This is a genomic window from Kitasatospora sp. NPDC030952 (assembly GCF_055571335.1).
Genome location: NZ_JBVIFM010000001.1, coordinates 101,640 through 124,099, shown reverse-complemented (window position 1 = coordinate 124,099; position 22,460 = coordinate 101,640). Strand labels below are relative to the sequence as shown.

The following is a 22,460-nucleotide window of genomic DNA, read 5'->3' as shown; positions in this document are numbered from 1 at the left end:
CCCTCAGGTCGGTTGGTTATCGACCGTTAACCGCACCCGTGGGCCCACAAGGTCCGGTCGGATGATGGACGACGAGGTCCAGGAGGCAGTCATGAGTGTGTCGGGGCCGATCCGTGTGGTGGTCGCCAAGCCGGGGCTCGACGGTCACGACCGTGGCGCCAAGGTCATCGCGCGCGCCCTGCGCGACGCCGGCATGGAGGTCATCTACACCGGGCTGCACCAGACGCCCGAGCAGGTGGTCGACACCGCGATCCAGGAGGACGCCGACGGCATCGGGCTGTCGATCCTCTCCGGCGCCCACATGACGCTCTGCGCGCGGGTACTGGAGCTGCTGAAGGAGCGCGACGCGGCGGACATCAAGGTCTTCTGCGGCGGGATCATCCCGCCCGAGGACATCGTCGAGCTCAAGGCGATGGGCGTCGCGGACATCTTCACCCCGGGCACGCCCACCCGGGACGTGGTGGCCTGGGTCGAGGCCAACCTGCGGGCGGCCGGCTGAGGTTCTGCCTGGCTCCGGGCCGGGTTCTGCCTGGTTCCGGCCTGGTTCCGGCTGGGTTCCGGCTGGATTTTCGGGCTGGGTTCGGGCGCCGAGCGGGCCGGTCCGTACGGTGGACCGGCCCGCTCGGGCGTTCCCGGCTCCCGGCTCCAGGCTCCCGGGTGCTGTCGGCTCGTCGGCGGGCTCAGTTCGCCGGTGCCGTCAGCTCGTTCAGCATCGCGGCCCGGAAGCGCAGCGTCCCGGCCAGCCGGGCGAAGGTCTCCGACCAGGCGGAGTCGGGGGCGGCCTCGGCGGCCAGCTCCTCCACCGCGGCGGCCGTCCCGGGGGAGAGCGCGCGTTCCGTCATCCCCAGCACCCCGCTGTGGCTCCACGGGTACGCGCCGGAGGCGGCGGCCCGGGCCAGCGCCGCCACCACGGCGGTGGACAGCGGCGGCGTCCACGGGGTGGCGCAGGCACCGAGCAGCTGGAAGGCCTCGCCCAGGCCGTGCACCTCGATGAAGGCGGCCGTCCAGGCGGCCCGCTCCTCGGCCGGGAGGACGGCCAGCAGCTTCGCCGGGGCACCGGTGACTCGCGCGCTGCGGGCCCGGCCGGCGCCCCGGGTCGACGGGACGGGGGTCGGGCCGAGCAGCGCCCGGGCCCAGTCGGCGTCGTGCTGGCGCACGGCGGCGCGGGCCCAGGCCTCGCGCAGGTCGTCGGCCCAGCTGCTGCTGGTCTCGTCCACGCTGTCGCCGACCCGCAGCGCGAGCAGCTGCTCGGGCGTCAGTCCGGTGCTCTCGGACCAGTCCGCCAGCGGCGTGGCGGCCACCACCTCGCCGAACCACCAGGCCCGTTCGCCGCGCCCGGTGGGGGACTTGGGGGCGATGCCGTCGCGCTGCATCCGTTCGTCGCACTCGGCGGGCGGGGTGACCAGCAGGTGGGTGCCGCTCCCGGCGAGCCGGACGGCGGCCCGGGCCCGCTCGGCCATCCGCCGGGCGAGCGCCGAGCCGGGCAGGGTGGAGAGCAGTTCGGCGGCGGTGGCGCGGACGTTCTTGCTGCGGTCGCCGAGGGCGGCCTCCAGGAAGGGTTCGTCGGCGAGGGAGAGACCGTCCTGGAGGGCGTCCAGGAAGAGCAGCCGGTCCTCGGCGCGCTCGGTCGGCCAGGTGGTGCGCAGCAGCTCCAGGCCGGCGGCCGGGTCGCGGCGGCGCAGCAGGGTGAGATGGGTGACCCGCTCGGCGAACAGGCCCTCGTGCCACGGTCGGTGGTCGGGCGAGTCGGCCCGGCCGGCCGTGCCGGCGGCGTCGGCCGGGGCGGCCGGCTCGGGCGTGCCGGTGCGCAGTACGAACCGCCAGTCGGGGTTCTGCGCGGCCAGCCAGCGGCCCAGCGGACCGGCCAACGCGACGGCGTCGGACCGCAGTTCGCTGCGCGCGCGGGCGGCGTCGAGCAGCCCGGGTATCAGCGCGGCGGGCGGCCGCAGGCCCTCGGCCCGGGCGATGGCGAGCCACTGCGGCAGCAGCTCGGCCAGGTTGGCCAGGGTGCCGCCGCCGCTGCCCCCGGAGCGCCCGGCCAGCAGGACGGCCAGCCGGCGGGCGGCGGCCTCGGGCAGCTCCGGGCGCCGGTCCTCCGGCGCGGGCGGCCCGGGCGGCTCGGTGGCCGGTACGGGCAGGGCGCCGGCCCGGCGGCGGACGGTGGCCAGCGCGGCCAGCTCCAGCAGCGCGGTGGCCGGGTCGGTGGGGTCCACGGCGTCGGCGAGCGGCAGCGCGGTGGCGGGCAGCGGGCGCCGGTCGGTGCCGAGCAGGGCGCTGGTCCGCAGGTGCTCCCACGGGTCCTGGGTGATCGTCATCGTCGGTGCTCCTAAACGGAAGTGAGGCCGACCGGTCGGTGTTCGGCGGTCCAGGCGGTGACCGGGGCGAAGCCCTGGTGGCCGTACTCGCCGAAGACCGTCAGCGGGCGGCCGGTGGAGACCGCGGCCAGCCGCCACAGCGCCGCCTCCGGGACGGCCGAGGGGCGGACCGGGACGGTGTGGTGGCCGTCCGTCAGGTGCCAGCCGTCCGGTGTGCGGACCGGGACGACCCCGGCGAGCACGGTCGGCCAGCTGTCCAGCCACGGGTCGTCGGCCACCGCGGTGCCGTACCCGGCGACCGCCTCGGCGACGGTGAGCCCGGCGGGCGGGGCGGCCGGGCCGGCCTCGGGGGCGCCGTAGCGGGTCCCGAGCACGGCGCGCAGCGGGCGGGCGCCGGGGTGGTAGCCGAGTTCGGCCTCCAGCAGGTGGCCGGTGGGCAGGGCGAGGTCGGGGGCCTGGCCGGGGCGGCCGAAGGCCAGCAGCAGGGCGTGGCGGCCGGTCTTGGCGCCGCGCAGCCAGACCCGGCGGGTGGTGAGCCGTTCGTCGGCGCCCCCTTCCATCGGCACTGTGCGGCTGCCGAGCACCAGCCAGCGGTCCCGGACGGTCGGCCCGGCGAGCACCTCGGCGGCGTCCAGGGTGTAGCCGACCCGGGCGCGGACGGTGGCGGCCAGGTCGGGCGGCAGCTCGTCGAGCCGGGTGGCGGCGGTGGCGAGCAGGTGCAGCATCGCGTACTCCGCCAGCAGCCGGTCCTCCGGCAGGGTGTCCAACTCCCGTACGCGGGCGGCCAGTCCGGAGGCCTGGGCGTCGACCATCCGGGCCGCGACCTCCTCCCAGGGGCTGGCCGTGGACTGGTCGGCCAGGCCGTGCCGGATCCGGTCGGCCAGCCGCAGCCGCAGCTCGGCCGCGCCGGCCGCGACCCGGGCCCCGCGCTTCTCGGCCCGGCGGCGGGCGGCCTCCGGGTCGGCGGGGGTGGCGGCGCGCTTCTCGGCGCGCTCCCGCCGGGCCCGGAGCCACTCGTCGGCCCAGTCGGCGGGCTCGCCGGACGGCACGGCCTCGGGGGCGCCGCTCCACAGCAGGAGGAGCCCGAGCGCGTGCTTGCACGGGAACTTCCGGCTGGGGCAGCTGCACTGGTAGGCGGGCGTGGCGAGTTCGATCACGGTGCGGTACGGCGTGCGGCCGCTTCCCCGGCACTCGCCCCAGAGCGCGGCGCCGTCGGTGCCCGTCCCGGACCAGGGCGCGGGCGAGGACAGCTTGCCCGCGGCCTTCTGCGACGCGGCGTCAGGGGCCAGGGACAGGACGTGTTCGGTGCTCCAGCGTTCCTCCATGCGACCGACGGTAGGCGGGGGCACTGACAGTGGCTGACTGCCCGTCGCACGGCCGTCCGCCGGACTGTCAGTGCCGCGTTGCAAGGTGGTTCCCACAGGCCGGGACGCCGACCTGGCTCCCCTGGAGCGTGTCCTGCCGAGCTTCGCCGAGCCCGTGGCGACCCAGCCGGACGCGCCCCCGATCACCCTGCCGCCCGGTCACCCGTACGCCCGGCGGCCGACCTCAAGGAGCCCCCATGACCGACGTTCTGCGGCAGCACGCCGAGGACGCCTTCGCCGGCGAACTGGCCGCGCTGGCCGCGCAGGACGACCGTCCGCGCCCCGAGCGCTGGAAGCTGTCGCCGTGGGCCGTGGCGACGTACCTGCTCGGCGGCGAGCTGCCCGACGGCACCCGGATCACCCCCAAGTACATCGGCCCGCGCCGGATCGTCGAGGTCGCCGTCACCACCCTGGCGACGGACCGCGCGCTGCTGCTGCTCGGCGTGCCCGGCACCGCGAAGACCTGGGTGTCCGAGCACCTGGCCGCCGCGATCAGCGGCGACTCCACGCTGCTGGTGCAGGGCACCGCCGGCACCCCCGAGGAGGCCGTCCGGTACGGCTGGAACTACGCCCAGCTGCTCACCCACGGCCCCAGCCGGGACGCCCTGGTGCCCTCGCCGCTGATGCGGGCGATGGCGGACGGCAAGGTCGCCCGGATCGAGGAGCTCACCCGCATTCCGGCCGACGTGCAGGACAGTCTGATCACCATCCTGTCCGAGAAGACCCTGCCAGTACCGGAGTTGGGCGGCGAGACCCAGGCCGTACGCGGCTTCAACGTGATCGCCACCGCCAACGACCGCGACCGCGGCGTCAACGAGCTGTCCAGCGCGCTGCGCCGCCGCTTCAACACGGTGGTGCTGCCGCTGCCCGGCTCGCTGGACGAGGAGGTCGACATCGTCACCCGCCGGGTCGGCCAGCTCGGCCGCTCCCTCGACCTGCCCGAACTGCCGGGCGGCGCCGAGGAGATCAGGCGGGTGGTGACGGTCTTCCGCGAGCTGCGGGCCGGCCTCACCGTGGACGGCCGGACGAAGGTCAAGACCCCGAGCGGCACCCTCTCCACCGCCGAGGCGATCTCGGTGGTGACCAACGGCCTCGCCCTGGCCACCCACTTCGGCGACGGCGTGCTGCGCGCCGGGGACGTGGCGGCCGGCATCCTCGGTGCCGTCGTCCGCGACCCGGTGGCCGACCGGGCGGTGTGGCGCGAGTACGTCGAAGGGGTGGTGCGCGAGCGTGACGGCTGGAAGGACTTCTACCGCGCGGCCCGCGAGGTGACGGCGTGACCTCGGAGGTCGCCCTGCTGGGCATCCGGCACCACGGCCCCGGCTCGGCCCGGGCGGTGGCGGCGGCGCTGGCGCAGTGGCAGCCGGACGCGGTGCTGATCGAGGGCCCGCCGGAGGCCGACGCCATCGTGCACCTCGCCGCCGAGAAGGACCTGGTGCCGCCGGTCGCCCTGCTCGCCCACGCGGTGGACGACCCGGCGCGGGCCGCGTTCTGGCCGTACGCCGAGTTCTCCCCGGAGTGGGTGGCGATCCGGTACGCCGTGGACCGCGACCTGCCGGTCCACTTCATCGACCTGCCCGCCGCCCACGGCTTCGCGCCCGCCCCCCGGGAGGACGCCGAGGAGGCCGCCGACGACCTGCCCGCCGATGAACCGCCCGCCGACGATCTGCCCGCCGACCCACTGGCCCTGCTCGCCGAGGCCGCCGGCCACGACGACGCGGAGCGCTGGTGGGAGGACGTGGTCGAGCACCGCGCCCCCGGCGCGGACGCGCTGGCCCCGTTCGCCGCCGTCGCCGAGGCGATGGCCGCACTGCGCGCCGAGGGCCTCGGCGAGTCCCGCCGGGACGAGCTGCGCGAGGCCCACATGCGCCAGCGGATCCGGGCCGCCCGGCGCGCCGGGTACGGCCGGATCGCCGTGGTCTGCGGTGCCTTCCACGTGCCCGCGCTGGCGGCGATGCCCACCGTCGCCCACGACAGGGCGCTGCTAGCGGGCCTGCCGAAGAAGGTGCGGACGGACATCACCTGGATCCCGTGGACGCACCGCCGGCTCTCCCAGGCGGCCGGTTACGGCGCGGGCATCCAGTCACCCGGCTGGTACCACCACCTGTTCACCGCCGTGGGCGACCCGGTGCCGCGTTGGCTGACCCGGGCCGCCGACCTGCTGCGCGCCGAGGACCACCCGGTCTCCTCCGCCCATGTCATCGAGGCGGTCCGGCTCGCCGAGACCCTGGCCGTCCTGCGCGGCCGCCCGCTGGCCGGGCTGACCGAGACCCTGGACGCCGTCCGCGCGGTGCTCTGCGACGGCTCGGACGTCGCCCTGGAGCTCGTCCGGGACCGCCTGGTGGTCGGCGACGCGCTCGGCGAGGTGCCGGACGCCGCCCCGGCGGTGCCGCTGCAGCGCGACCTCGCCCGGCTGCAGCGCTCGCTGCGGCTCAAGCCGGAGGCGGCGCCCAGGGACCTCGACCTCGACCTGCGCAAGGACACCGACGCGGCCCGCTCCCGGCTGCTGCACCGGCTGCGGCTGCTGGGCGTCGAGTGGGGCGTACCGGCCCGTTCCGCGGTCAACTCCACCGGCACCTTCCGGGAGAGCTGGCGGCTGTGCTGGCAGCCCGAGTTCGCGGTCCGGATAGCCGAGGCCGCCCAGTGGGGCACCACGGTGGCGGAGGCCGCCGTCAACAAGGCGGTCGGCACCGCCCGCGCCGCCGTCGAACTCGCCGAGCTGACCGGCCTGGTGGAGACCTGCCTGCTGGCCGGGCTGTCCGGGGCGCTGCCCGCCGTGATGCGGGTGCTCGCCGACTGCGCGGCCCTGGACACCGATGTCGCGCACCTGGCCGGCGCACTGCCCGCGCTGGTCCGCGCGCTGCGCTACGGCGATGTGCGCGGCACCGACCACGGCGCGCTCGCCGAGGCCGCGGCGGGCCTGGCCGAGCGGGTCTGCGTCGGACTGCCGCCCGCCTGCGTCGGGTTGGACGCCGAGAGCGCGACGGCGATGCGGGCCCGGATCGACGAGGTGCACGGCGCGATCGCCTTGCTCGCCCCGGACACCGCCACCGCCGAGGCCGCCACCGCCACCGTCGCCACCGCCACCGCCACCGCCGAGGCCGCCACTGCCACCACCGCCACCGCCACCGCCGAGGCCGCCACCGCCGGGCCCGACGAGGGCCTGCCCGCCCGCTGGGCCGCCGCCCTGGGTTCGCTGGCCCGCCGCGAGCCCGCCGGGGGGCCCGCCACCGGCGCCCCCGGCCTGCTGCGCGGCCGCGCCGTGCGGCTGCTGCTGGACGACGGCCGACTGGACTCCGAGGAGGCCGGCCGACGGCTGCGCCTGGTGCTGTCGACGGCCAACGCCCCGGCGGACGCGGCCGGTTGGGTCGAGGGTTTCCTCACCGGCGGGGGCGCCCTGCTGCTGCACGACCCCCGGCTGCTCGCCCTGCTGGACGAGTGGCTCAGTGGGGTCGGCGGCGAGGTCTTCACCGACGTCCTGCCCCTGCTGCGGCGCACCTTCGCCGGTTTGGAGGCGGGCGTGCGCACCACCATCGGCGGCCGGGTCGCGGCCGGCCCGCTGGGCGCGGCCCCGGCGGCGCCCGAGGCGACCGGCGAGCTCGACCGGGAGCGCGCCGACGCCGCCGTCCCGGTGCTGGCCCTGCTGTTCGGCGTCCGGCCGTTGATCCCGCGCCAGGCCACCGGCCGCAACACCTGACCCCCGCCGTACGAGGAGGACCCGATGGCAGCGACCCCGGCCGACGAACGCCCGGCCGACGAACGCCCGGCCGACGAACGGCTGCGCCGCTGGCGCCTGGTGCTGGGCGGCGAGGCCGACGGCACCGGCTGCACCCTGCGCGGCCGTGACGCCGCGATGGACGGCGCCCTCGCCGCGCTCTACCGGGGTGCCCCCGAGGAGGGCGTCCGCGCGCCCCGCGGCGGTCGCCGCAGCGCCGGGCTGGGCGGCTCGGCCCCGCAGGTGGCCCGCTGGCTGGGCGACATCCGCGAGTACTTCCCGTCCACCGTGGTCCAGCTGATGCAGCAGGACGCGATCACCCGGCTCGGCCTGGACCGGCTGCTGCTGGAGCCGGAGATGCTGGAGGCCGTCGAGCCGGACGTGCACCTGGTCGGCACCCTGCTGTCGCTCAAGCACGCGCTGCCCGAGACCACCCGGGAGTCCGCCCGGGCCGTGGTCGGCAGGGTGGTCGCCGACCTGGAGCGCCGGCTCGCCGACCGGACCAGGGCCACCCTGGGCGGCGCCCTGGACCGCAGCGCCCGGGTGAACCGGCCGCGCCACCGGGACATCGACTGGGACCGGACGATCCGGGCCAACCTGAAGAACTACCTGCCCGAGCACGGCACCGTCGTGCCCGAGCGGCTGGTCGGCTACGCCCGCGCCCAGCGCGCGGTGAAGAAGGACGTCATCCTCTGCGTCGACCAGTCCGGCTCGATGGCGCCCTCGGTCGTCCACTCGGCGGTGTTCGGCGCGGTGCTGTCGTCGATGCGCACCCTGGACACCCGGCTGGTGGTCTTCGACACCTCGGTGGTCGACCTCACCGAGCAGCTGACCGACCCGGTCGACGTCCTGTTCGCCACCCAGCTCGGCGGCGGCACCGACATCAACCGGGCGCTCGCCTACTGCCAGTCGAAGATCACCCGGCCCTCCGAGACCGTCGTGGTGCTGATCAGCGACCTCTACGAGGGCGGCATCCGGGACGGCATGCTGCGGCGGGTCGCCGCGATGAAGGCGGCCGGCGTCCAGTTCATCGCGCTGCTCGCGCTCTCCGACGAAGGGGCGCCGGCCTACGACCACGCCCATGCCGCCGCCCTGGCCGCGCTGGGCGCCCCGGCCTTCGCCTGCACCCCGGACGCCTTCCCCGAGATCATGGCGGCGGCGATCGAGAAGCGTCCGATCCCCGGGCACCTGATCAAGGGGGCTGACCAGGGAGTGTGACGAGTTCACCCGGGCGGGTGAAGCCGCCCGATCGGCGGACGGGCCGTCCGGGCCGATCTGTGACGGTTCTCACCCAAGCCGGACAGGGCCCCGGGCGGAACGGGCCCGTCCCACGGGGATAACCTGCCAGACGGACGTGACGCGCGTGTTGATTGACGTGTGCGCCCGGGGCTGTGCGGGCCGCAAGGCCGTACCTCTGCGTACCCGCACCGCTTCGACGACCCGCAGCGAAGATCCTGCCGTGGCACGCTCGTAGAGACACAATCCGCGACCACGAACAAGGACAAACACGTGGACCTGTTCGAGTACCAGGCGAGGGACCTCTTCGCCAAGCACGGCGTGCCCGTGCTTGACGGCGATGTCATCGAGACCGCCGCAGACGCTGCCGCCATCGCGGAGCGCTTCGGCGGCCGTGCCGTCGTCAAGGCTCAGGTGAAGGTGGGTGGCCGAGGCAAGGCCGGTGGCGTCAAGCTCGCCGCCGACCCGGCGGACGCCGTCGCCAAGGCCGAGCAGATCCTCGGCATGGACATCAAGGGCCACACCGTTCACAAGGTGATGCTGGCCCAGACCGCGGACATCAAGGACGAGTACTACGTCTCGTTCCTGCTGGACCGCACCAACCGCACCTTCCTGGCCATGGCCAGCGTCGAGGGCGGCGTGGAGATCGAGGTCGTCGCCGAGGAGAACCCCGACGCGCTCGCCAAGATCCCGGTCGACGCCAACGAGGGCTGCACCCCGGAGAAGGCCGCCGAGATCGTCGCCGCGGCGAAGTTCCCGGCCGAGGTCGCCGACCAGGTCGCCGAGGTCCTGCAGAAGCTGTGGAAGGTCTTCATCGCCGAGGACGCCCTCCTCGTCGAGGTCAACCCGCTGATCAAGTCCGGCGAGGGCAAGATCATCGCGCTCGACGGCAAGGTCTCCCTGGACGAGAACGCGGGCTTCCGCCAGCCCGAGCACGAGGCCCTGGAGGACAAGGCCGCGGCCAACCCGCTGGAGGCCGCCGCCAAGGCCAAGGGCCTGAACTACGTCAAGCTCGACGGCCAGGTCGGCATCATCGGCAACGGCGCGGGCCTCGTCATGAGCACCCTCGACGTGGTCGCCTACGCCGGTGAGAAGCACGGCGGCGTCAAGCCGGCCAACTTCCTCGACATCGGTGGCGGCGCCTCGGCCGAGGTCATGGCGAACGGCCTGGAGATCATCCTGGGCGACCCCGACGTCAAGTCGGTCTTCGTCAACGTCTTCGGTGGCATCACCGCCTGTGACGCGGTCGCCAACGGCATCGTGCAGGCCCTCGCGCTCCTGGAGAGCAAGGGCGAGAACGTCAGCAAGCCGCTGGTCGTCCGCCTGGACGGCAACAACGCGGAGCTGGGTCGCAAGATCCTCGACGACGCCAACCACCCGCTGGTCCAGCGCGTGGACACCATGGACGGTGCGGCCGACCGCGCCGCCGAGCTGGCCAACAAGTAAGGAAGGGGACTTAACACCATGGCTATCTTCCTTACCAAGGACAGCAAGGTCATCGTCCAGGGCATGACCGGCGCCGAGGGCATGAAGCACACCCGCCGCATGCTCGCCTCCGGCACCCAGATCGTCGGCGGTGTCAACCCGCGCAAGGCCGGCACCACGGTCGACGTCGACGGCACCGAGGTCCCGGTCTTCGGCTCCGTCGCCGAGGCCATGAAGGAGACCGGCGCCGACGTCTCCGTCCTCTTCGTGCCGCCGGCCTTCACCAAGGCCGCCGTCGTCGAGGCCATCGACGCCGAGATCCCGCTGGCCATCGTCATCACCGAGGGCGTTCCGGTGCACGACACCGCCGCCTTCTGGGCGTACGCCGGTTCGAAGGGCAACAAGACCCGGATCATCGGCCCGAACTGCCCCGGCCTGATCAGCCCCGGACAGTCGAACGCCGGCATCATCCCGGCCGACATCACCACCTCCGGCAAGATCGGTCTGGTCTCGAAGTCGGGCACCCTGACCTACCAGCTCATGTACGAGCTGCGCGACATCGGCTTCTCCTCGGCCGTGGGCATCGGCGGTGACCCGGTCATCGGGACCACCCACATCGACGCCCTCAAGGCCTTCCAGGAGGACCCGGAGACCGAGATCATCGTCATGATCGGTGAGATCGGCGGCGACGCCGAGGAGCGTGCCGCGGCCTACATCGCCGAGCACGTCACCAAGCCGGTCGTCGGCTACGTCGCGGGCTTCACCGCCCCCGAGGGCAAGACCATGGGCCACGCCGGCGCCATCGTCTCCGGCTCCTCGGGCACCGCCCAGGCGAAGAAGGAGGCCCTCGAGGCCGCCGGTGTCAAGGTCGGCAAGACGCCGTCCGAGACCGCCCGCCTGGCCCGCGAGATCATCGCCGGCTGACCCAGGTCACCCGCGCGGTGAGCGCCCCCGCCCTCCTCGGGCGGGGGCGCTCGCCGTTTCCGGAGCCGGGGCGTGCCTCAGCGCGTGGGCCCGGTGCCGCAGGGCAGCGGGGACCAGCTCGGGCACGCCGCCGGGTCCTGCTGCGGGGGCGGGGCGGCGCCCCGGGCCGCGACCGGCAGCTCCCAGCGGGCGACCGCCTGCGCCTGCGGCTCCGCCACCACCGCCGCCAGCCCGGGCGCCGGACTGCACCACAGGCTGCTGATGCCGTTCGGTGCCCCGCCCGGCAGCAGCGGCACACCCGGCTCGGCCACCTCCGCGGTCGGGGCCGGCACGCACAGCGCGGGGACCGGCGGCTCCGGCCGGTGGAACAGCGCCGCCGGGCGCAGCCCCGCGAGCGTCGCCACCGTGGCCCCGCCCACCGCCACGGTCAGCAGCACCGCCGCGCCCGTCCGGCTCGCCGTCCCCAGCCGGTGCTGGGCCCGCAGCACCGGCACCGGCGCCCGCGGCGGCTCCGGGCAGCCCCGGACCGCCGCCCGGTGCAGCAGCCGGCTCAGCCCGTCCGCGAACCCCGGCGCCGCCGGGTCCGGCCCCACCAGCTCCGGCACCCACTGGGCCAGTGCCGCCCGGGCCGCCCACACCCGCCCCTCGGCCGCCGCCTGCGTGGACTCCACCTCCACCGCGATCGCCGCCGCCGGCAGCCCCAGCCCGTCGTGCAGCAGCAGCGCCCGGCGCTGCGGCCGGGACAGTCGGCGCAGGGCCTTCAGCAGCGCCTTGTCCCGGTCGGTCAGCCGGTCGTGGTCCGGCAGCACCGACTGCGCCTCGTCGGCCGGCCGCACCCGGATCCGCCGGTGCGGCAGCGTCCACGCGTGCACCCGCCGGGGGCCGCCCCGCCGCCACGGCGACAGCGCCAGCTCGCAGGCCCGCACCCGCACCCAGCCCTCCGGGTCGCCCGAGCCGACCACCCCGCCCCAGTCCTGCCGGGCCTCCCCGAAGGCCCGGCGCACGCAGTGCACCGCCCGGTGCCGGCACGCCGTCAGCAGGAACACCTGCTGCACCAGCCGGGTGTGCGCGCCTTCGTACAGCTCCTCGAAGCTCTCGGTCAGGTCCCGCCCGTGGCCCGCCTCGGTGAGCGCCTGGCTGATCCGCTCCCGGGCGTCGGCGGTGTCGCGCTCGGCGGGGGTGACGACCGGGGCCGGGGCCGGGCCCGCCGGAGTCTTGCGCTCGGCCCTGGCCGGGCCGCATACCGCGTCGGGTGACGGTACGGCCGGCGTGGCCTTGGTCCTGGCCTTGGCCTTGATCTCGGCCTGGGCCTCGGCGGGGGCCGGGGCTGCGGTCCGCCTCCCGGCCCGGTCGGCGGCCGTGTCGTGGCCGTCGCGCCCGGCGGCCTTGTCCGTGCCGCGCCCGGCGGGGCGCTGCTCCTTCCGCGCGTCCTTCCGCGCGGTGACGGCGGGGGGCGCCTTCGGCCCGGGGCGGGCCTTGGACGGCGGGCGGGTGCCCCCGTCCGTCGGCCGTACGGCCGCTGAGGTGGCCGGGGTGCCGGGTGCGCCGTCGGCCGTCGGCCGGCCGGTGCCGGGCTCTCCGGTGGTCGGGGTGGTCTGTGTCATGCCGCTGCGTTCTCCCGGGGCTGTGGGGGTCACTCGCGTGCGGTTGGGGTCGGTGGGGGCGGCCGGGGGGCGCCGGCCCGGGCCGGTGGGGGGTGCGGTTCGGAGCAGGGCGATGGCGGCGGCCTCGGTGGGGCAGCCGAGTTTGCGCATGGCCCGGTGGAGATAACTGCGGGCGGTCGTGGGGGTGACGCCGAGTGCGGCGGCGGTTTGGTCGAGGCCGTGGCCCGCGGCCAGGTGGGCGAGGGCCTCGGCCTCACGGGGGGTCAGCTTCCGCAGCGGGTCGGCGGCTCGGGTGGGGGGCGTGGTCATCAGACGCTCCTGGCCGGGGCGGCGGCGGCTTGGGGGCAGGGTCTGAAAAGGCGCATAAGACAATAATCTGGGACACGGCGGCGGTTTGCCGGTTCACGGAGCATGGCGAGTCGCCTTGGCACCATGAGGCGCATGACGCAGCTGATGGGCCGTCCGCTCCTGGAAGTGCCGGGCGAATTGGGTGGACGCCCGGTGCTGGCCGACCTGTTGGCGGGGGTGCGGACGGCGCTGGTCGGCCTGGCGGTGGTCGGGGTGCCGGTGCTGGGGCTCTGGGTGGCGACGCCGTACGCGGACTCGGACGCGGCCGGGGCCACCCGGTTGGCGGGTGCCCTCTGGCTGCTCGGGCACGGCGCGCCGGTCCTGCGCGGGAGAGCGGACGCCCCGCTGACGGTCACTCCGCTGTTGCTCGGTGCCCTGGCGGTGGTGCGGCTGTACCGGGCGGGGGCCGGGGTGGCGGCGCGGCGCGGGCTGCGCTCGCGCTGGGGCGGCCCGGTGGCGCTGTGGGCGGGGTACTGCGCGGTGGCGGCCGCGGTGGCGCTGCACTGTACGGGGGCCGGGCTGTTCCGCAGCCGGGTGCTGCCGGACCTCCTGGTGGTGGCCCTGCTGGCCGGGCTGGCGACGGCCGCGGGCGTACGGTCCGTCGAGCCGGGGGGCCCGGGCGCCGAGCCGCTGTTCGACCGGCTCCCGCCGGGCTGGCGGCCGACCGGCGGCACCGCCGTGGTGGTCCGGGCGGCGGGTGCGGCCGGGGCGGGCCTGGTCGCGGCGGGCGGGCTGCTGGTGGCGGTGGCGGCGGTGCTGGACGCGGTGTTCGGCGGGGGGCGGGGGATGGCGCTGCTCGGCGGCGGGCCCGCCGCGCTGGCCGGGCTGCTGCTGCTCACCGTGGTGCTGCTGCCGAACGCGGTGCTGTGGGGCGCGGCGTACGCGTTGGGCGCCGGCTTCGAGGTCGGCGCCGACTCGCTGGTGTCGCCGGTCGGTGCGCGACTCGGCCCGATGCCGGACTTCCCGTTGTTCGCCCTGCTGCCCCAGGAGGGCCCGGGCGGCTGGCGGCTGGCGGCGCTGCTGCTGCCGCTGCTGGCGGGGCTGGTGCCGGCCGTCCTGCTGGGCCGGGCGGCGGCGGGGGGCCGGACCTCCACCGAGCCGTGGCCGCCCGCCGCGACGGTGACGGCGGCGCTGGCGGCCGCGGCGCTGCTGGGCGCCGGGGCGACGGTGCTGGGCTGGCTGGCGGGCGGGGCGCTGGCGGCGGAGCGGATGGCCCGGCTGGGGCCGGTGCCGTGGTGGACGGGCCTGGCGGCGGCCGGCTGGCTGGCCCTGGTGGCGGTGCCGGGCGCCCTGCTGGTCCGCCACCGCGTGCTCGGCCCGGTGGGACCCGGGCGCGCGGCGGACGGCACGGGCGCGGACGACGCCGAGGCCGAGGCCGAGGCCGACCTCAACGCACCGGCGTTCGTGCCGGGCGCCTACGCCCGGCTCGCGCTCCGGGCCCGCCGGAGCGTGCTGGAGCTGCGCGCCGGTGCGTACGCCCTGGTGCTGCGGCTGGCCGGCCGGCCCCCCACCGACTGACCGGGGCCGGTCGGGCCCCATCGACTGACCGGGCCGGTCGGCCCCTACTCGGCGTTCCCGGCGAAGTCCACGTACCACTGGGGCGCGTACCGGTCGCAGTTCTCGGCGCCGACGTTGGTCAGCGCGTCCTGCACGCAGGTGACGTAGTCCTTGTAGTAGACGCCGAGCCCGATCACCGAGGTGGCGACCACCACGGTCATCGCGCCGGTGAGGATCCCGGCGAGCGCGGCCGGGGTGAGCGGGTTGGGCGCCGGGATCCCGGTGGGGCCGACGCCGCCGGCCGGGGCTGGGGCGGCGGGCCGCTTGGCCCGCAGCGCGCCGATGCCCCAGGCGATGCCGAGCAGTCCGACCAGCAGGGCGATCCAGTGGAAGCCCGCGAACAGGCAGACCAGGGCGAAGGGCCCGGCCAGTGCGGCGTTGCGGGCCTTGCGGTGGACCGGGTCGGTCGGGTCGAGGCGGGGCGGCTGCGGGGCCTGGGGGCGCCGGCCGGGGCCGCCGTCGCCGGGGCCCTGCCCCCACGGGGGCGGGAACGGCGGGCGGTCGCCGGACTGGTCGCCGCCCTGGCCGGCCGGCTGCCCGCGGTCGCCGTCCGGGCCCTGGCCGGGCCAGGGGTTGCGGGGGCGCCACGGCTGGTCCGGGGCGTCCGCGGGCGGCGGCGCGAAGGGGTTGCGCTCGTCGGTGTCGTCGCCGCTGCTCATGGGTTCAGCCGTTCCTTCTCGGTCGGGGCTCGTTCGGGGGGTTCCGCCCGGGAGCGGTCTTCCCCGCCCCAATGATCCCGCAAGCGTTCGAGAGCCCGGCGGGGGCCTGCCCGTACCCGCGCGGGCCGCGGGCAACTCCGGTGCGGCGGGCCCGAGGAGATCCCCGTCTCAACTACGCGCGTAGCGCCGCAGGGAGGGTGCCGGGGCCCTCCGACCAGCCGTTATCGTGGTGACGGTCAGCAGCTCACCCAGGTTCCCGGGGCCCGCGTCGCGGCGGGTTCTCCTGGTGTTCCCCCTCGCTCGACCTGCCGTTCGTAGTGGCCCCACCGCCGGTGGACGTACCAGCGGGCGGCGCCCGACCTACGGAGAATCGCGCAGTGGCCGCCGCCCCCGCCCAGCTCTTCCCGCCCCGCACGCCCGGACCGGCCCGCCTGGTGGTGCTGGTCTCCGGCTCCGGTACCAACCTGCAGGCGCTGATCGACGCCGTCGCCGACCCGGCCTACGGCGCCGAGATCGTGGCCGTGGGCGCGGACCGGGACGGGATCGTCGGGCTGGAGCGCGCCGAGCGGGCGGGCCTGCCGACCTTCGTCCACCGGGTGAAGGACTTCGCGGACCGCGCCGACTGGGACCGCGCGCTGACCGCCTCCGTCGCCGCCCACCAGCCCGACCTGGTGGTCACGGCCGGCTTCATGAAGATCCTCGGCCCCGAGTTCATCGCGGCCTTCGCCGGACGGATCGTCAACACCCACCCCGCACTGCTGCCCGCCTTCCCCGGCGCCCACGGCGTCACCGACGCGCTCGCGTACGGGGTGAAGGTCACCGGCTGCACCGTCCACCTGGTCGACGCCGGCGTGGACACCGGGCCGATCATCGCGCAGGGCGTCGTCGAGGTCGTCGACGCCGACCACGCCGATGGCGGCGACGCGCTGCACGAGCGCATCAAGACTGTCGAGCGCAAGCTGCTCGTCGACGTCGTGGGCCGGCTGGCCCGCGAAGGTCACCGCATCGAGGACCGAAAGGTATGGATCCCGGCATGAGTGCCAGCTCCACCACCCCCCCTGTCTCCGAGAACATCCGTCCGATCCGTCGCGCGCTGATCAGCGTGTACGACAAGACCGGTCTGGAGGAGCTGGCCCAGGGCCTGCACGCCGCCGGGGTCGCCATCGTCTCCACCGGCTCCACCGCCGGCCGGATCGCCGCCGCCGGCGTCCCGGTGACCGAGGTCTCCGAGCTGACCGGCTTCCCGGAGTGCCTGGACGGCCGGGTGAAGACGCTGCACCCCCGGGTGCACGCCGGCGTGCTCGCCGACCTGCGCCTGGAGTCGCACCGCGCCCAGCTGGCCGAGCTCGGCGTCGAGCCCTTCGACCTGGTCGTGGTGAACCTCTACCCGTTCAAGGCCACCGTCGCCTCGGGCGCCACCCCGGACGAGTGCGTCGAGCAGATCGACATCGGCGGCCCGAGCATGGTCCGCGCCGCCGCCAAGAACCACCCCTCGGTGGCCGTCGTGGTCGACCCGGCCCGCTACGCCGACGTGCTGACGGCCGTCCGCGAGGGCGGCTTCGACCTGGCCACCCGCAAGCGTCTGGCCGGTGCCGCGTTCGCCCACACCGCCGCCTACGACGTGGCCGTCGCCTCCTGGTTCGAGGCCGGCTACGCCCCCAGCGACGAGCGGTTCCCCGAGTTCCTGGGCGCCACCTGGGAGCGGCAGAACGTGCTGCGCTACGGCGAGAACCCGCACCAGGGCGCCGCGCTGTACAGCGACACTGGGCTGATCAGCGGTTTCACCGCGGGCGGCGGCCTGGCCGGCGCGCAGCAGCTGCACGGCAAGGAGATGTCGTACAACAACTACGTCGACACCGACGCCGCCCGCCGCGCCGCGTACGACCACGCCGAGCCGACCGTCGCGATCATCAAGCACGCCAACCCGTGCGGCATCGGCACCGCCGCCGACGTGGTCGAGGCGCACCGCAAGGCGCACGAGTGCGACCCGGTCTCCGCGTACGGCGGCGTGATCGCGGTCAACCGCCCGGTCACCGTCGAGCTGGCCGAGCAGATCGCCCCGATCTTCACCGAGGTCGTCGTGGCCCCCGCCTACGAGGACGGCGCGGTCGAGGTGCTGGCCCGCAAGAAGAACCTGCGGGTGCTGGTCGCCCCCGGCGCCCCGGCCAACCGCCAGGAGGTCCGCCCGATCTCCGGCGGCGTGCTGCTCCAGGACGCCGACCGGGTGCACGCCGAGGGCGACGACCCGGCGAACTGGACGCTGGCCACCGGTGAGGCGCTCTCCGAGGCCGAGCTGGCCGAGCTGGCCTTCGCCTGGCGGGCCTGCCGGGCCGTCAAGTCCAACGCGATCCTGCTGGCCAAGGACGGCGCCTCGGTCGGCGTCGGCATGGGCCAGGTCAACCGGGTCGACTCCTGCAAGCTCGCGGTCGAGCGGGCCGGCGAGCGGGCCAAGGGCTCGTACGCCGCCTCGGACGCCTTCTTCCCGTTCCCGGACGGCCCGGAGATCCTGATCGCGGCCGGCGTGAAGGCGATCGTCCAGCCCGGCGGTTCGATCCGCGACGAGCAGGTCGTCGAGGCCGCCCAGAAGGCCGGCGTGACGATGTACTTCACCGGTGCGCGGCACTTCTTCCACTGATCTTCCGCTGATCTTCCGCTGAGTGGCACGAAGCGGCCCGGCCCCCTCGAGGAGGGAGCCGGGCCGCTTCGCCGTGACCGTGCCGTCCGCTCAGTAGCGCGGTCGGTTGAACCAGTTGACGCCGTCCTGGGTGCACATCGCGACGATCCAGATGACCGAGATCGCGATCCACAGGCCGCCGACGACCACGCCGAAGCCGGCGCCCGGGCCGACCGTCTTGGCCCCGGTGATCCCGCTGATCAGCACCGCGATGCCGAGCAGCGTGGCGATCGAGCCGTACACGATGGTGGTGATCCGGGTGGCGTTGCCGCCCTTGCCGAACTTGGCCCCCAGCGTGATGGAGAGCACCGCGGCGAGCAGGTAGACCACCCCGAGGACCAGCAGGACGCCGGCCGCGGCGTTGCCGAAGACCGCCGTGTCACTGCTCGTGGTGTGCTCGTTGGCGACCTTCTTGGCGCCGGCGGCCACGAGCAGCAGAATGCCGGTGAGGACGACCTGCACGCCGCCGATGACGAACAGCAGCACCCGGGCGGTCAGCACCAGGCCCGGCATGCGCTGCGGCACGGCCGGCGCGTAGCCGTACGGCGAGGGCGCCGGCTGCGGGTAGCCGTAGCCCGGCGCGGCCTGCGGGGCCGGCTGCGGGTAGCCGTAGCCCTGGGCGGGCGGCTGCTGGCCGTACGGGTTGTTCGGGTCGGTGGGGTAACTCATGGGTGCCTCCGGGCGGTTACGGGGATGCGGGGCCGGGACGCGGCATCAGTAACGCGGCCGGTTGAACCAGTTGACGCCGTCCTGGACGCACATGGCGGTGATCCAGATGATGCTGATCGCCAGCCACAGACCGGCCATCACGAAGCCGATCGCGGTGCCGGCGGTGATGGCGCCCAGCAGGATCAGCAGGCCGACCAGGCCGCCGAGCGAGCCGTACACGATGGTGGTGATCCGGACGTTGTTGCCGCCCTTGCCGAACTTGGCGCCGAGCGTGATCGAGAGCGCGGCGAACAGCGCGAACAGGATCGCGATGACGATCAGGACACCGGCGGCGGCGTCGCCCATCGCGGTGAACGGGTTGTCGCTGGTGGAGGCCCGGGCCGTGTTGGTGACGTCCTTGGCGGCGGCCCCGATGAGCAGGTAGATGATCGCCAGGATCGCCTGCACGCCGCCCACGATGAACAGCAGCACCCGGGCGGTGGTCACCAGGCCCGGCATGGACTGCGGCACGGCCGGCGCGTAGCCGTAGCCCGGCACGGGCGGGGCCTGCGGGTAGCCGTAGCCGGGCACCGTCGGCGGGGCCTGCTGCGGGTAGCCGTAGGACGGCGCGGGCGGCTGCTGGCCGTACGGGTTGTTCGGGTCGGGCGGGTAACTCATGGATGCCTCCGGGCGGTTACGGGACGCGGGGACGGGACGGCGGAGGACCCGGTTGCGGCCGGCGAGTCGGATCGTCGACGGAACGGGACGCTGGCGGAGCGCGGTGACAGCCCGGCGGCGGTGACGGGCGCGGCCGGCTCAGTGCCGGGAGGAGCGGGTGATCGGACGCCGGGACGGACACGGGCGGGTGAGGGCGCCGTGCCGGTCGGGCTGGTCGGTGTGCTGTGGTCGGATCACTGGCTCTTTCCCCCGGGTACGCCCCGCCGCGGGATCCGTCGGCCCGTCACCGGGCCGGGTCGCGGCAGGGAATGCCCGCATATCGTCAACCGGACGGCAGCACGCTGTCCAGCCGGTTGCGGGGGCAAGGTCAAGACTGTGGCGCAACCGCAACGTGGTGCGGACCTTCCGTACCCGTCCGGTCGCCCGACCGGCCCCGTTACGAGGGGCGTTCGCGATCCGGGAGAATGGGGTCATGACTGCCCAGATTCTCGATGGCAAGGCCACCGCGTCCGCGATCAAGTCCGAACTCGCCGCCCGCGTGGCGGCCCTCAAGGCGAAGGGCGTCACGCCCGGCCTCGGCACCGTCCTGGTCGGCGACGACCCGGGCAGCCGCTGGTACGTCAACGGGAAGCACAAGGACTGCGCCGAGGTCGGCATCGCCTCGATCCAGCGCGAGCTGCCCGCGACCGCCACCCAGGAGGACGTCGAGAACGTCGTCCGCGAGCTCAACGCCGACCCGACCTGCACCGGCTACATCGTCCAGCTGCCGCTGCCCAAGGGCCTGGACCAGAACCCGGTCCTGGAGCTGATGGACCCGGACAAGGACGCCGACGGCCTGCACCCGACCTCGCTCGGCCGCCTCGCGCTGGGCATCGAGGGCCCGCTGCCGTGCACCCCGCTGGGCATCGTCGAGCTGCTGCGCCGGCACGACGTCGCGATCAACGGCGCCGAGGTGGTCGTGGTCGGCCGCGGCGTCACCGTCGGCCGTTCGATCGGCCTGCTGCTGACCCGCCGCAGCGAGAACGCCACCGTCACCCTGTGCCACACCGGCACCCGGGACCTCGCCGCGCACCTGCGCAAGGCCGACATCATCGTGGCCGCCGCGGGCGTCCCGCACCTGGTCAAGCCGGAGGACGTCAAGCCGGGCGCCGCGGTGCTGGACGTCGGCGTCAGCCGCAGCGAGGGCAAGATCGTCGGCGACGTCCACCCGGGCGTGGCCGAGGTGGCCGGCTGGATCTCCCCGAACCCCGGCGGCGTGGGCCCGATGACCCGCGCGATGCTGCTCAACAACATCGTCGAGGCGGCCGAGCGCCGCGCCGGCGTCTGACCCCCGAGGGACGGCGAGCATGACTGAACCGCGACCGGCGCGGCCCCGGCACAGGCCGGTCAAGACCACCGGCACCCTGCCGCCCGAGGGGGCCGCCCCGGCCCTCGGGCGCGACCACGCCCTGCCGGTCCGGCAGTGGCCGATAACCCTGGTCCTGTCGGTGGTCGGCGCCGGCCTCGCGGTCACCTGGTTCGCCGACTTCAAGGACGGCTTCAAGTACGGGCTGCTGATCCTCGGCACCGGGGTGCTGCTCGGCGCCGTGCTGCGGCTGGTGCTGCCGGAGGTCGGGATGCTGGCGGTCCGCAGCCGCTTCACCGATGTGATCGTGCTGGCCTTCCTGGGCGCCTCGATCGTGCTGCTGACCCTGGTCGCCCAGCCGAACCCGTGGCTGGAGTTCCCGCTGTTGGACAACATCGGCCACCTGATCGGCCGGCCCAAGCGCTGAGCCGCCGCGCCGTGCACCGCGGCCCCGTCCGGGATTCCCGGGCGGGGCCGCGGTGCGTCTGTGACGCATCAGCCACGTCCGCACACGCGGCGTACGCTTCCCTTTGCGATAACCTGACGCCGGTCTCTCGATGTCGAGAGATCATCCTCGGCTCCAGTGCGCCGGTGTGCCTGGGGCACCTGGCGATTTGCTGGAGAAGGTAGAAATGACCCGCACCCCCGTCAACGTCACCATCACCGGAGCAGCCGGCCAGATCGGCTACGCGCTGCTCTTCCGCATCGCCTCGGGCCACCTGCTCGGTGCCGACGTGCCGGTGAACCTGCGCCTCCTGGAGATCCCGCAGGGCCTGAAGGCCGCCGAGGGCACCGCCATGGAGCTCGTCGACTGCGCGTTCCCGCTGCTGCGCGACATCAAGATCACCGACCAGCCGAACGAGGCCTTCGACGGCGCCAACGTCGCGCTGCTGGTCGGCGCCCGTCCGCGCACCGCCGGCATGGAGCGCGGCGACCTGCTCTCGGCCAACGGCGGCATCTTCGGCCCGCAGGGCAAGGCCATCAACGCCCACGCCGCGGACGACATCAAGGTCCTGGTCGTCGGCAACCCGGCCAACACCAACGCCCTGATCGCCCAGCGCAACGCCCCGGACGTCCCGGCCGAGCGCTTCACCGCGATGACCCGCCTGGACCACAACCGCGCGGTCGGCCAGCTGTCCGGCAAGACCGGCGCCCTGGTCTCCGACATCAAGCGCGTCACCATCTGGGGCAACCACTCCGCCACCCAGTACCCGGACATCTTCCAGGCCGAGATCGCCGGCAAGCCGGCCTTCGAGGCCGTCGGCAGCGACCAGGCCTGGCTGGAGAACGACTTCATCCCGACCGTCGCCAAGCGCGGCGCGGCCATCATCGACGCCCGCGGCGCCTCCTCGGCCGCCTCGGCCGCCAACGCCGCCATCGACCACGTCCACACCTGGGTCAACGGCACCGCCGAGGGCGACTGGACCTCCATGGGTGTCGTCTCCGACGGCTCCTACGGCGTCCCGGCCGGCCTGATCTCCTCCTTCCCGGTCACCACCAAGGACGGCAAGTTCGAGATCGTCCAGGGCCTGGAGATCTCCGACTTCTCCCGCGCCCGCATCGACGCCTCGGTCAAGGAGCTGACCGAGGAGCGCGACGCGGTCCAGGAGCTGGGCCTCATCTGAGCCCCGCCGCACGGCCCTTCCGGCGGCCCGCCGCCTCCCGCTCCCGGGAGGCGGCGGGCCGCCGCCGTGATGCGCCCGCTCGCTGTGATTCGCCCGCTCGCCTCCGGGCCGCTCTGACCCGGTGCCGACGGTCGGCGCTCCCTCGCTCGTTCCTCGCTCCCTCGCTTCTCCCTTTCGGCACCGGCGCGCCCCTTCGGCTCGGGGCGGGGCCCCGTGATTCGCCCGCTCGCCTCCGGGCCGCTCTTGGCCCGGTGCCGACGGTCGGCGCTCCCTCGCTCGTTCCTCGCTCCCTCGCTTCTCCCTTTCGGCACCGGCGCGCCCCTTCGGCTCGGGGCGGGGCCCC

Annotated in this window: 18 protein-coding genes; 12 read left to right on the top strand and 6 right to left on the bottom strand. The window is 75.1% G+C overall.

Annotated elements, in window-relative coordinates; all coding sequences use genetic code 11:
• Positions 1 to 91 precede the first annotated feature (91 nt).
• Positions 92 to 499: a cobalamin B12-binding domain-containing protein gene (locus tag ACZ47G_RS00585; protein ID WP_380462519.1), complete on the top strand. Its 408-nt coding sequence runs from the start codon at positions 92 to 94 to the stop codon at positions 497 to 499.
• A 181-nt stretch (positions 500 to 680) separates the two neighbouring features.
• Here the strand turns inward: ACZ47G_RS00585 and ACZ47G_RS00580 are convergent, their stop codons facing one another.
• Positions 681 to 2,315, bottom strand: coding sequence for a DUF5691 domain-containing protein (locus ACZ47G_RS00580; RefSeq protein ID WP_465739292.1), 1,635 nt, complete (start codon positions 2,313 to 2,315; stop codon positions 681 to 683).
• 11 nt (positions 2,316 to 2,326) lie between these two features.
• On the bottom strand, positions 2,327 to 3,640 hold the full coding sequence (locus tag ACZ47G_RS00575) for an SWIM zinc finger family protein (protein WP_465739291.1): 1,314 nt from the start codon (positions 3,638 to 3,640) through the stop codon (positions 2,327 to 2,329).
• 236 nt (positions 3,641 to 3,876) lie between these two features.
• Here ACZ47G_RS00575 and ACZ47G_RS00570 point away from each other — a divergent pair, with 236 nt between their 5' ends.
• The 5 genes from ACZ47G_RS00570 to sucD all read left to right on the top strand — a co-directional run bounded on the left by ACZ47G_RS00570 (position 3,877) and on the right by sucD (position 10,979).
• Positions 3,877 to 4,959 (top strand): ATP-binding protein, encoded by a 1,083-nt coding sequence (locus tag ACZ47G_RS00570; protein WP_465739290.1) that lies wholly within the window; start codon positions 3,877 to 3,879, stop codon positions 4,957 to 4,959.
• Positions 4,956 to 7,376, top strand: a complete 2,421-nt coding sequence (locus tag ACZ47G_RS00565) for a DUF5682 family protein (protein WP_465739289.1) — start codon at positions 4,956 to 4,958, stop codon at positions 7,374 to 7,376. Before ACZ47G_RS00570 ends, ACZ47G_RS00565 begins: the two co-directional genes overlap by 4 nt.
• 24 nt (positions 7,377 to 7,400) lie before the next feature.
• Positions 7,401 to 8,612: a VWA domain-containing protein gene (locus ACZ47G_RS00560; RefSeq protein ID WP_465739288.1), complete on the top strand. Its 1,212-nt coding sequence runs from the start codon at positions 7,401 to 7,403 to the stop codon at positions 8,610 to 8,612.
• Positions 8,613 to 8,903: 291 nt separating this feature from the next.
• Positions 8,904 to 10,076: an ADP-forming succinate--CoA ligase subunit beta gene (sucC, locus tag ACZ47G_RS00555; protein ID WP_465739287.1), complete on the top strand. Its 1,173-nt coding sequence runs from the start codon at positions 8,904 to 8,906 to the stop codon at positions 10,074 to 10,076.
• 18 nt (positions 10,077 to 10,094) lie between these two features.
• The gene (gene sucD / locus ACZ47G_RS00550) at positions 10,095 to 10,979 is read left to right on the top strand and encodes a succinate--CoA ligase subunit alpha (protein WP_465739286.1); all 885 of its coding nucleotides are present in this window, start codon (positions 10,095 to 10,097) and stop codon (positions 10,977 to 10,979) included.
• Between the two features lie 77 nt (positions 10,980 to 11,056).
• On the opposite strand, the gene ACZ47G_RS00545 is transcribed toward sucD, so the two are convergent.
• Complete coding sequence (locus ACZ47G_RS00545; RefSeq protein ID WP_465739285.1) at positions 11,057 to 12,892, bottom strand: sigma factor-like helix-turn-helix DNA-binding protein; 1,836 nt, start codon at positions 12,890 to 12,892, stop codon at positions 11,057 to 11,059.
• Positions 12,893 to 13,024: 132 nt separating this feature from the next.
• On the opposite strand from ACZ47G_RS00545, the gene ACZ47G_RS00540 reads away from it, so the two are divergent.
• The gene (locus ACZ47G_RS00540; RefSeq protein WP_465739284.1) at positions 13,025 to 14,449 is read left to right on the top strand and encodes a cell division protein PerM; all 1,425 of its coding nucleotides are present in this window, start codon (positions 13,025 to 13,027) and stop codon (positions 14,447 to 14,449) included.
• Positions 14,450 to 14,493: 44 nt separating this feature from the next.
• On the opposite strand, the gene ACZ47G_RS00535 is transcribed toward ACZ47G_RS00540, so the two are convergent.
• Entirely contained in the window at positions 14,494 to 15,147 is a 654-nt protein-coding gene (locus ACZ47G_RS00535) for a hypothetical protein (protein ID WP_465739283.1), read from the bottom strand.
• Positions 15,148 to 15,524: 377 nt separating this feature from the next.
• On the opposite strand from ACZ47G_RS00535, the gene purN reads away from it, so the two are divergent.
• A complete protein-coding gene (purN, locus tag ACZ47G_RS00530) occupies positions 15,525 to 16,184 on the top strand; it encodes a phosphoribosylglycinamide formyltransferase (protein ID WP_465739282.1) in 660 nt (219 codons plus the stop codon).
• Positions 16,181 to 17,782 (top strand): bifunctional phosphoribosylaminoimidazolecarboxamide formyltransferase/IMP cyclohydrolase, encoded by a 1,602-nt coding sequence (purH, locus tag ACZ47G_RS00525; protein WP_465739281.1) that lies wholly within the window; start codon positions 16,181 to 16,183, stop codon positions 17,780 to 17,782. Before purN ends, purH begins: the two co-directional genes overlap by 4 nt.
• Positions 17,783 to 17,872: 90 nt before the next feature.
• On the opposite strand, the gene ACZ47G_RS00520 is transcribed toward purH, so the two are convergent.
• Together ACZ47G_RS00520 and ACZ47G_RS00515 are read right to left on the bottom strand one after the other, a co-directional pair.
• The gene (locus ACZ47G_RS00520) at positions 17,873 to 18,490 is read right to left on the bottom strand and encodes a hypothetical protein (RefSeq protein ID WP_465739280.1); all 618 of its coding nucleotides are present in this window, start codon (positions 18,488 to 18,490) and stop codon (positions 17,873 to 17,875) included.
• Between the two features lie 45 nt (positions 18,491 to 18,535).
• Positions 18,536 to 19,147, bottom strand: coding sequence for a hypothetical protein (locus ACZ47G_RS00515; protein ID WP_465739279.1), 612 nt, complete (start codon positions 19,145 to 19,147; stop codon positions 18,536 to 18,538).
• A 472-nt stretch (positions 19,148 to 19,619) separates the two neighbouring features.
• On the opposite strand from ACZ47G_RS00515, the gene ACZ47G_RS00510 reads away from it, so the two are divergent.
• The 3 genes from ACZ47G_RS00510 to ACZ47G_RS00500 all read left to right on the top strand — a co-directional run bounded on the left by ACZ47G_RS00510 (position 19,620) and on the right by ACZ47G_RS00500 (position 22,117).
• Positions 19,620 to 20,474 (top strand): bifunctional methylenetetrahydrofolate dehydrogenase/methenyltetrahydrofolate cyclohydrolase, encoded by an 855-nt coding sequence (locus ACZ47G_RS00510; RefSeq protein WP_380464006.1) that lies wholly within the window; start codon positions 19,620 to 19,622, stop codon positions 20,472 to 20,474.
• Positions 20,475 to 20,493: 19 nt separating this feature from the next.
• Positions 20,494 to 20,919, top strand: a complete 426-nt coding sequence (locus ACZ47G_RS00505; protein WP_465739278.1) for a DUF3017 domain-containing protein — start codon at positions 20,494 to 20,496, stop codon at positions 20,917 to 20,919.
• Between the two features lie 205 nt (positions 20,920 to 21,124).
• The gene (locus tag ACZ47G_RS00500) at positions 21,125 to 22,117 is read left to right on the top strand and encodes a malate dehydrogenase (RefSeq protein WP_380464010.1); all 993 of its coding nucleotides are present in this window, start codon (positions 21,125 to 21,127) and stop codon (positions 22,115 to 22,117) included.
• Positions 22,118 to 22,460 lie beyond the last annotated feature (343 nt).

Coding starts and splice junctions, on each gene's coding strand:
- ACZ47G_RS00585 (WP_380462519.1), top strand. CDS start 92: ATGAGTGTGTCGGGGCCGATCCGTGTGGTGGTCGCCAAGCCGGGGCTC.
- ACZ47G_RS00580 (WP_465739292.1), bottom strand. CDS start 2,315: ATGACGATCACCCAGGACCCGTGGGAGCACCTGCGGACCAGCGCCCTG.
- ACZ47G_RS00575 (WP_465739291.1), bottom strand. CDS start 3,640: ATGGAGGAACGCTGGAGCACCGAACACGTCCTGTCCCTGGCCCCTGAC.
- ACZ47G_RS00570 (WP_465739290.1), top strand. CDS start 3,877: ATGACCGACGTTCTGCGGCAGCACGCCGAGGACGCCTTCGCCGGCGAA.
- ACZ47G_RS00560 (WP_465739288.1), top strand. CDS start 7,401: ATGGCAGCGACCCCGGCCGACGAACGCCCGGCCGACGAACGCCCGGCC.
- sucD (WP_465739286.1), top strand. CDS start 10,095: ATGGCTATCTTCCTTACCAAGGACAGCAAGGTCATCGTCCAGGGCATG.
- ACZ47G_RS00545 (WP_465739285.1), bottom strand. CDS start 12,892: ATGACCACGCCCCCCACCCGAGCCGCCGACCCGCTGCGGAAGCTGACC.
- ACZ47G_RS00540 (WP_465739284.1), top strand. CDS start 13,025: ATGACGCAGCTGATGGGCCGTCCGCTCCTGGAAGTGCCGGGCGAATTG.
- ACZ47G_RS00535 (WP_465739283.1), bottom strand. CDS start 15,147: ATGAGCAGCGGCGACGACACCGACGAGCGCAACCCCTTCGCGCCGCCG.
- purH (WP_465739281.1), top strand. CDS start 16,181: ATGAGTGCCAGCTCCACCACCCCCCCTGTCTCCGAGAACATCCGTCCG.
- ACZ47G_RS00520 (WP_465739280.1), bottom strand. CDS start 18,490: ATGAGTTACCCCACCGACCCGAACAACCCGTACGGCCAGCAGCCGCCC.
- ACZ47G_RS00515 (WP_465739279.1), bottom strand. CDS start 19,147: ATGAGTTACCCGCCCGACCCGAACAACCCGTACGGCCAGCAGCCGCCC.
- ACZ47G_RS00510 (WP_380464006.1), top strand. CDS start 19,620: ATGACTGCCCAGATTCTCGATGGCAAGGCCACCGCGTCCGCGATCAAG.
- ACZ47G_RS00505 (WP_465739278.1), top strand. CDS start 20,494: ATGACTGAACCGCGACCGGCGCGGCCCCGGCACAGGCCGGTCAAGACC.
- ACZ47G_RS00500 (WP_380464010.1), top strand. CDS start 21,125: ATGACCCGCACCCCCGTCAACGTCACCATCACCGGAGCAGCCGGCCAG.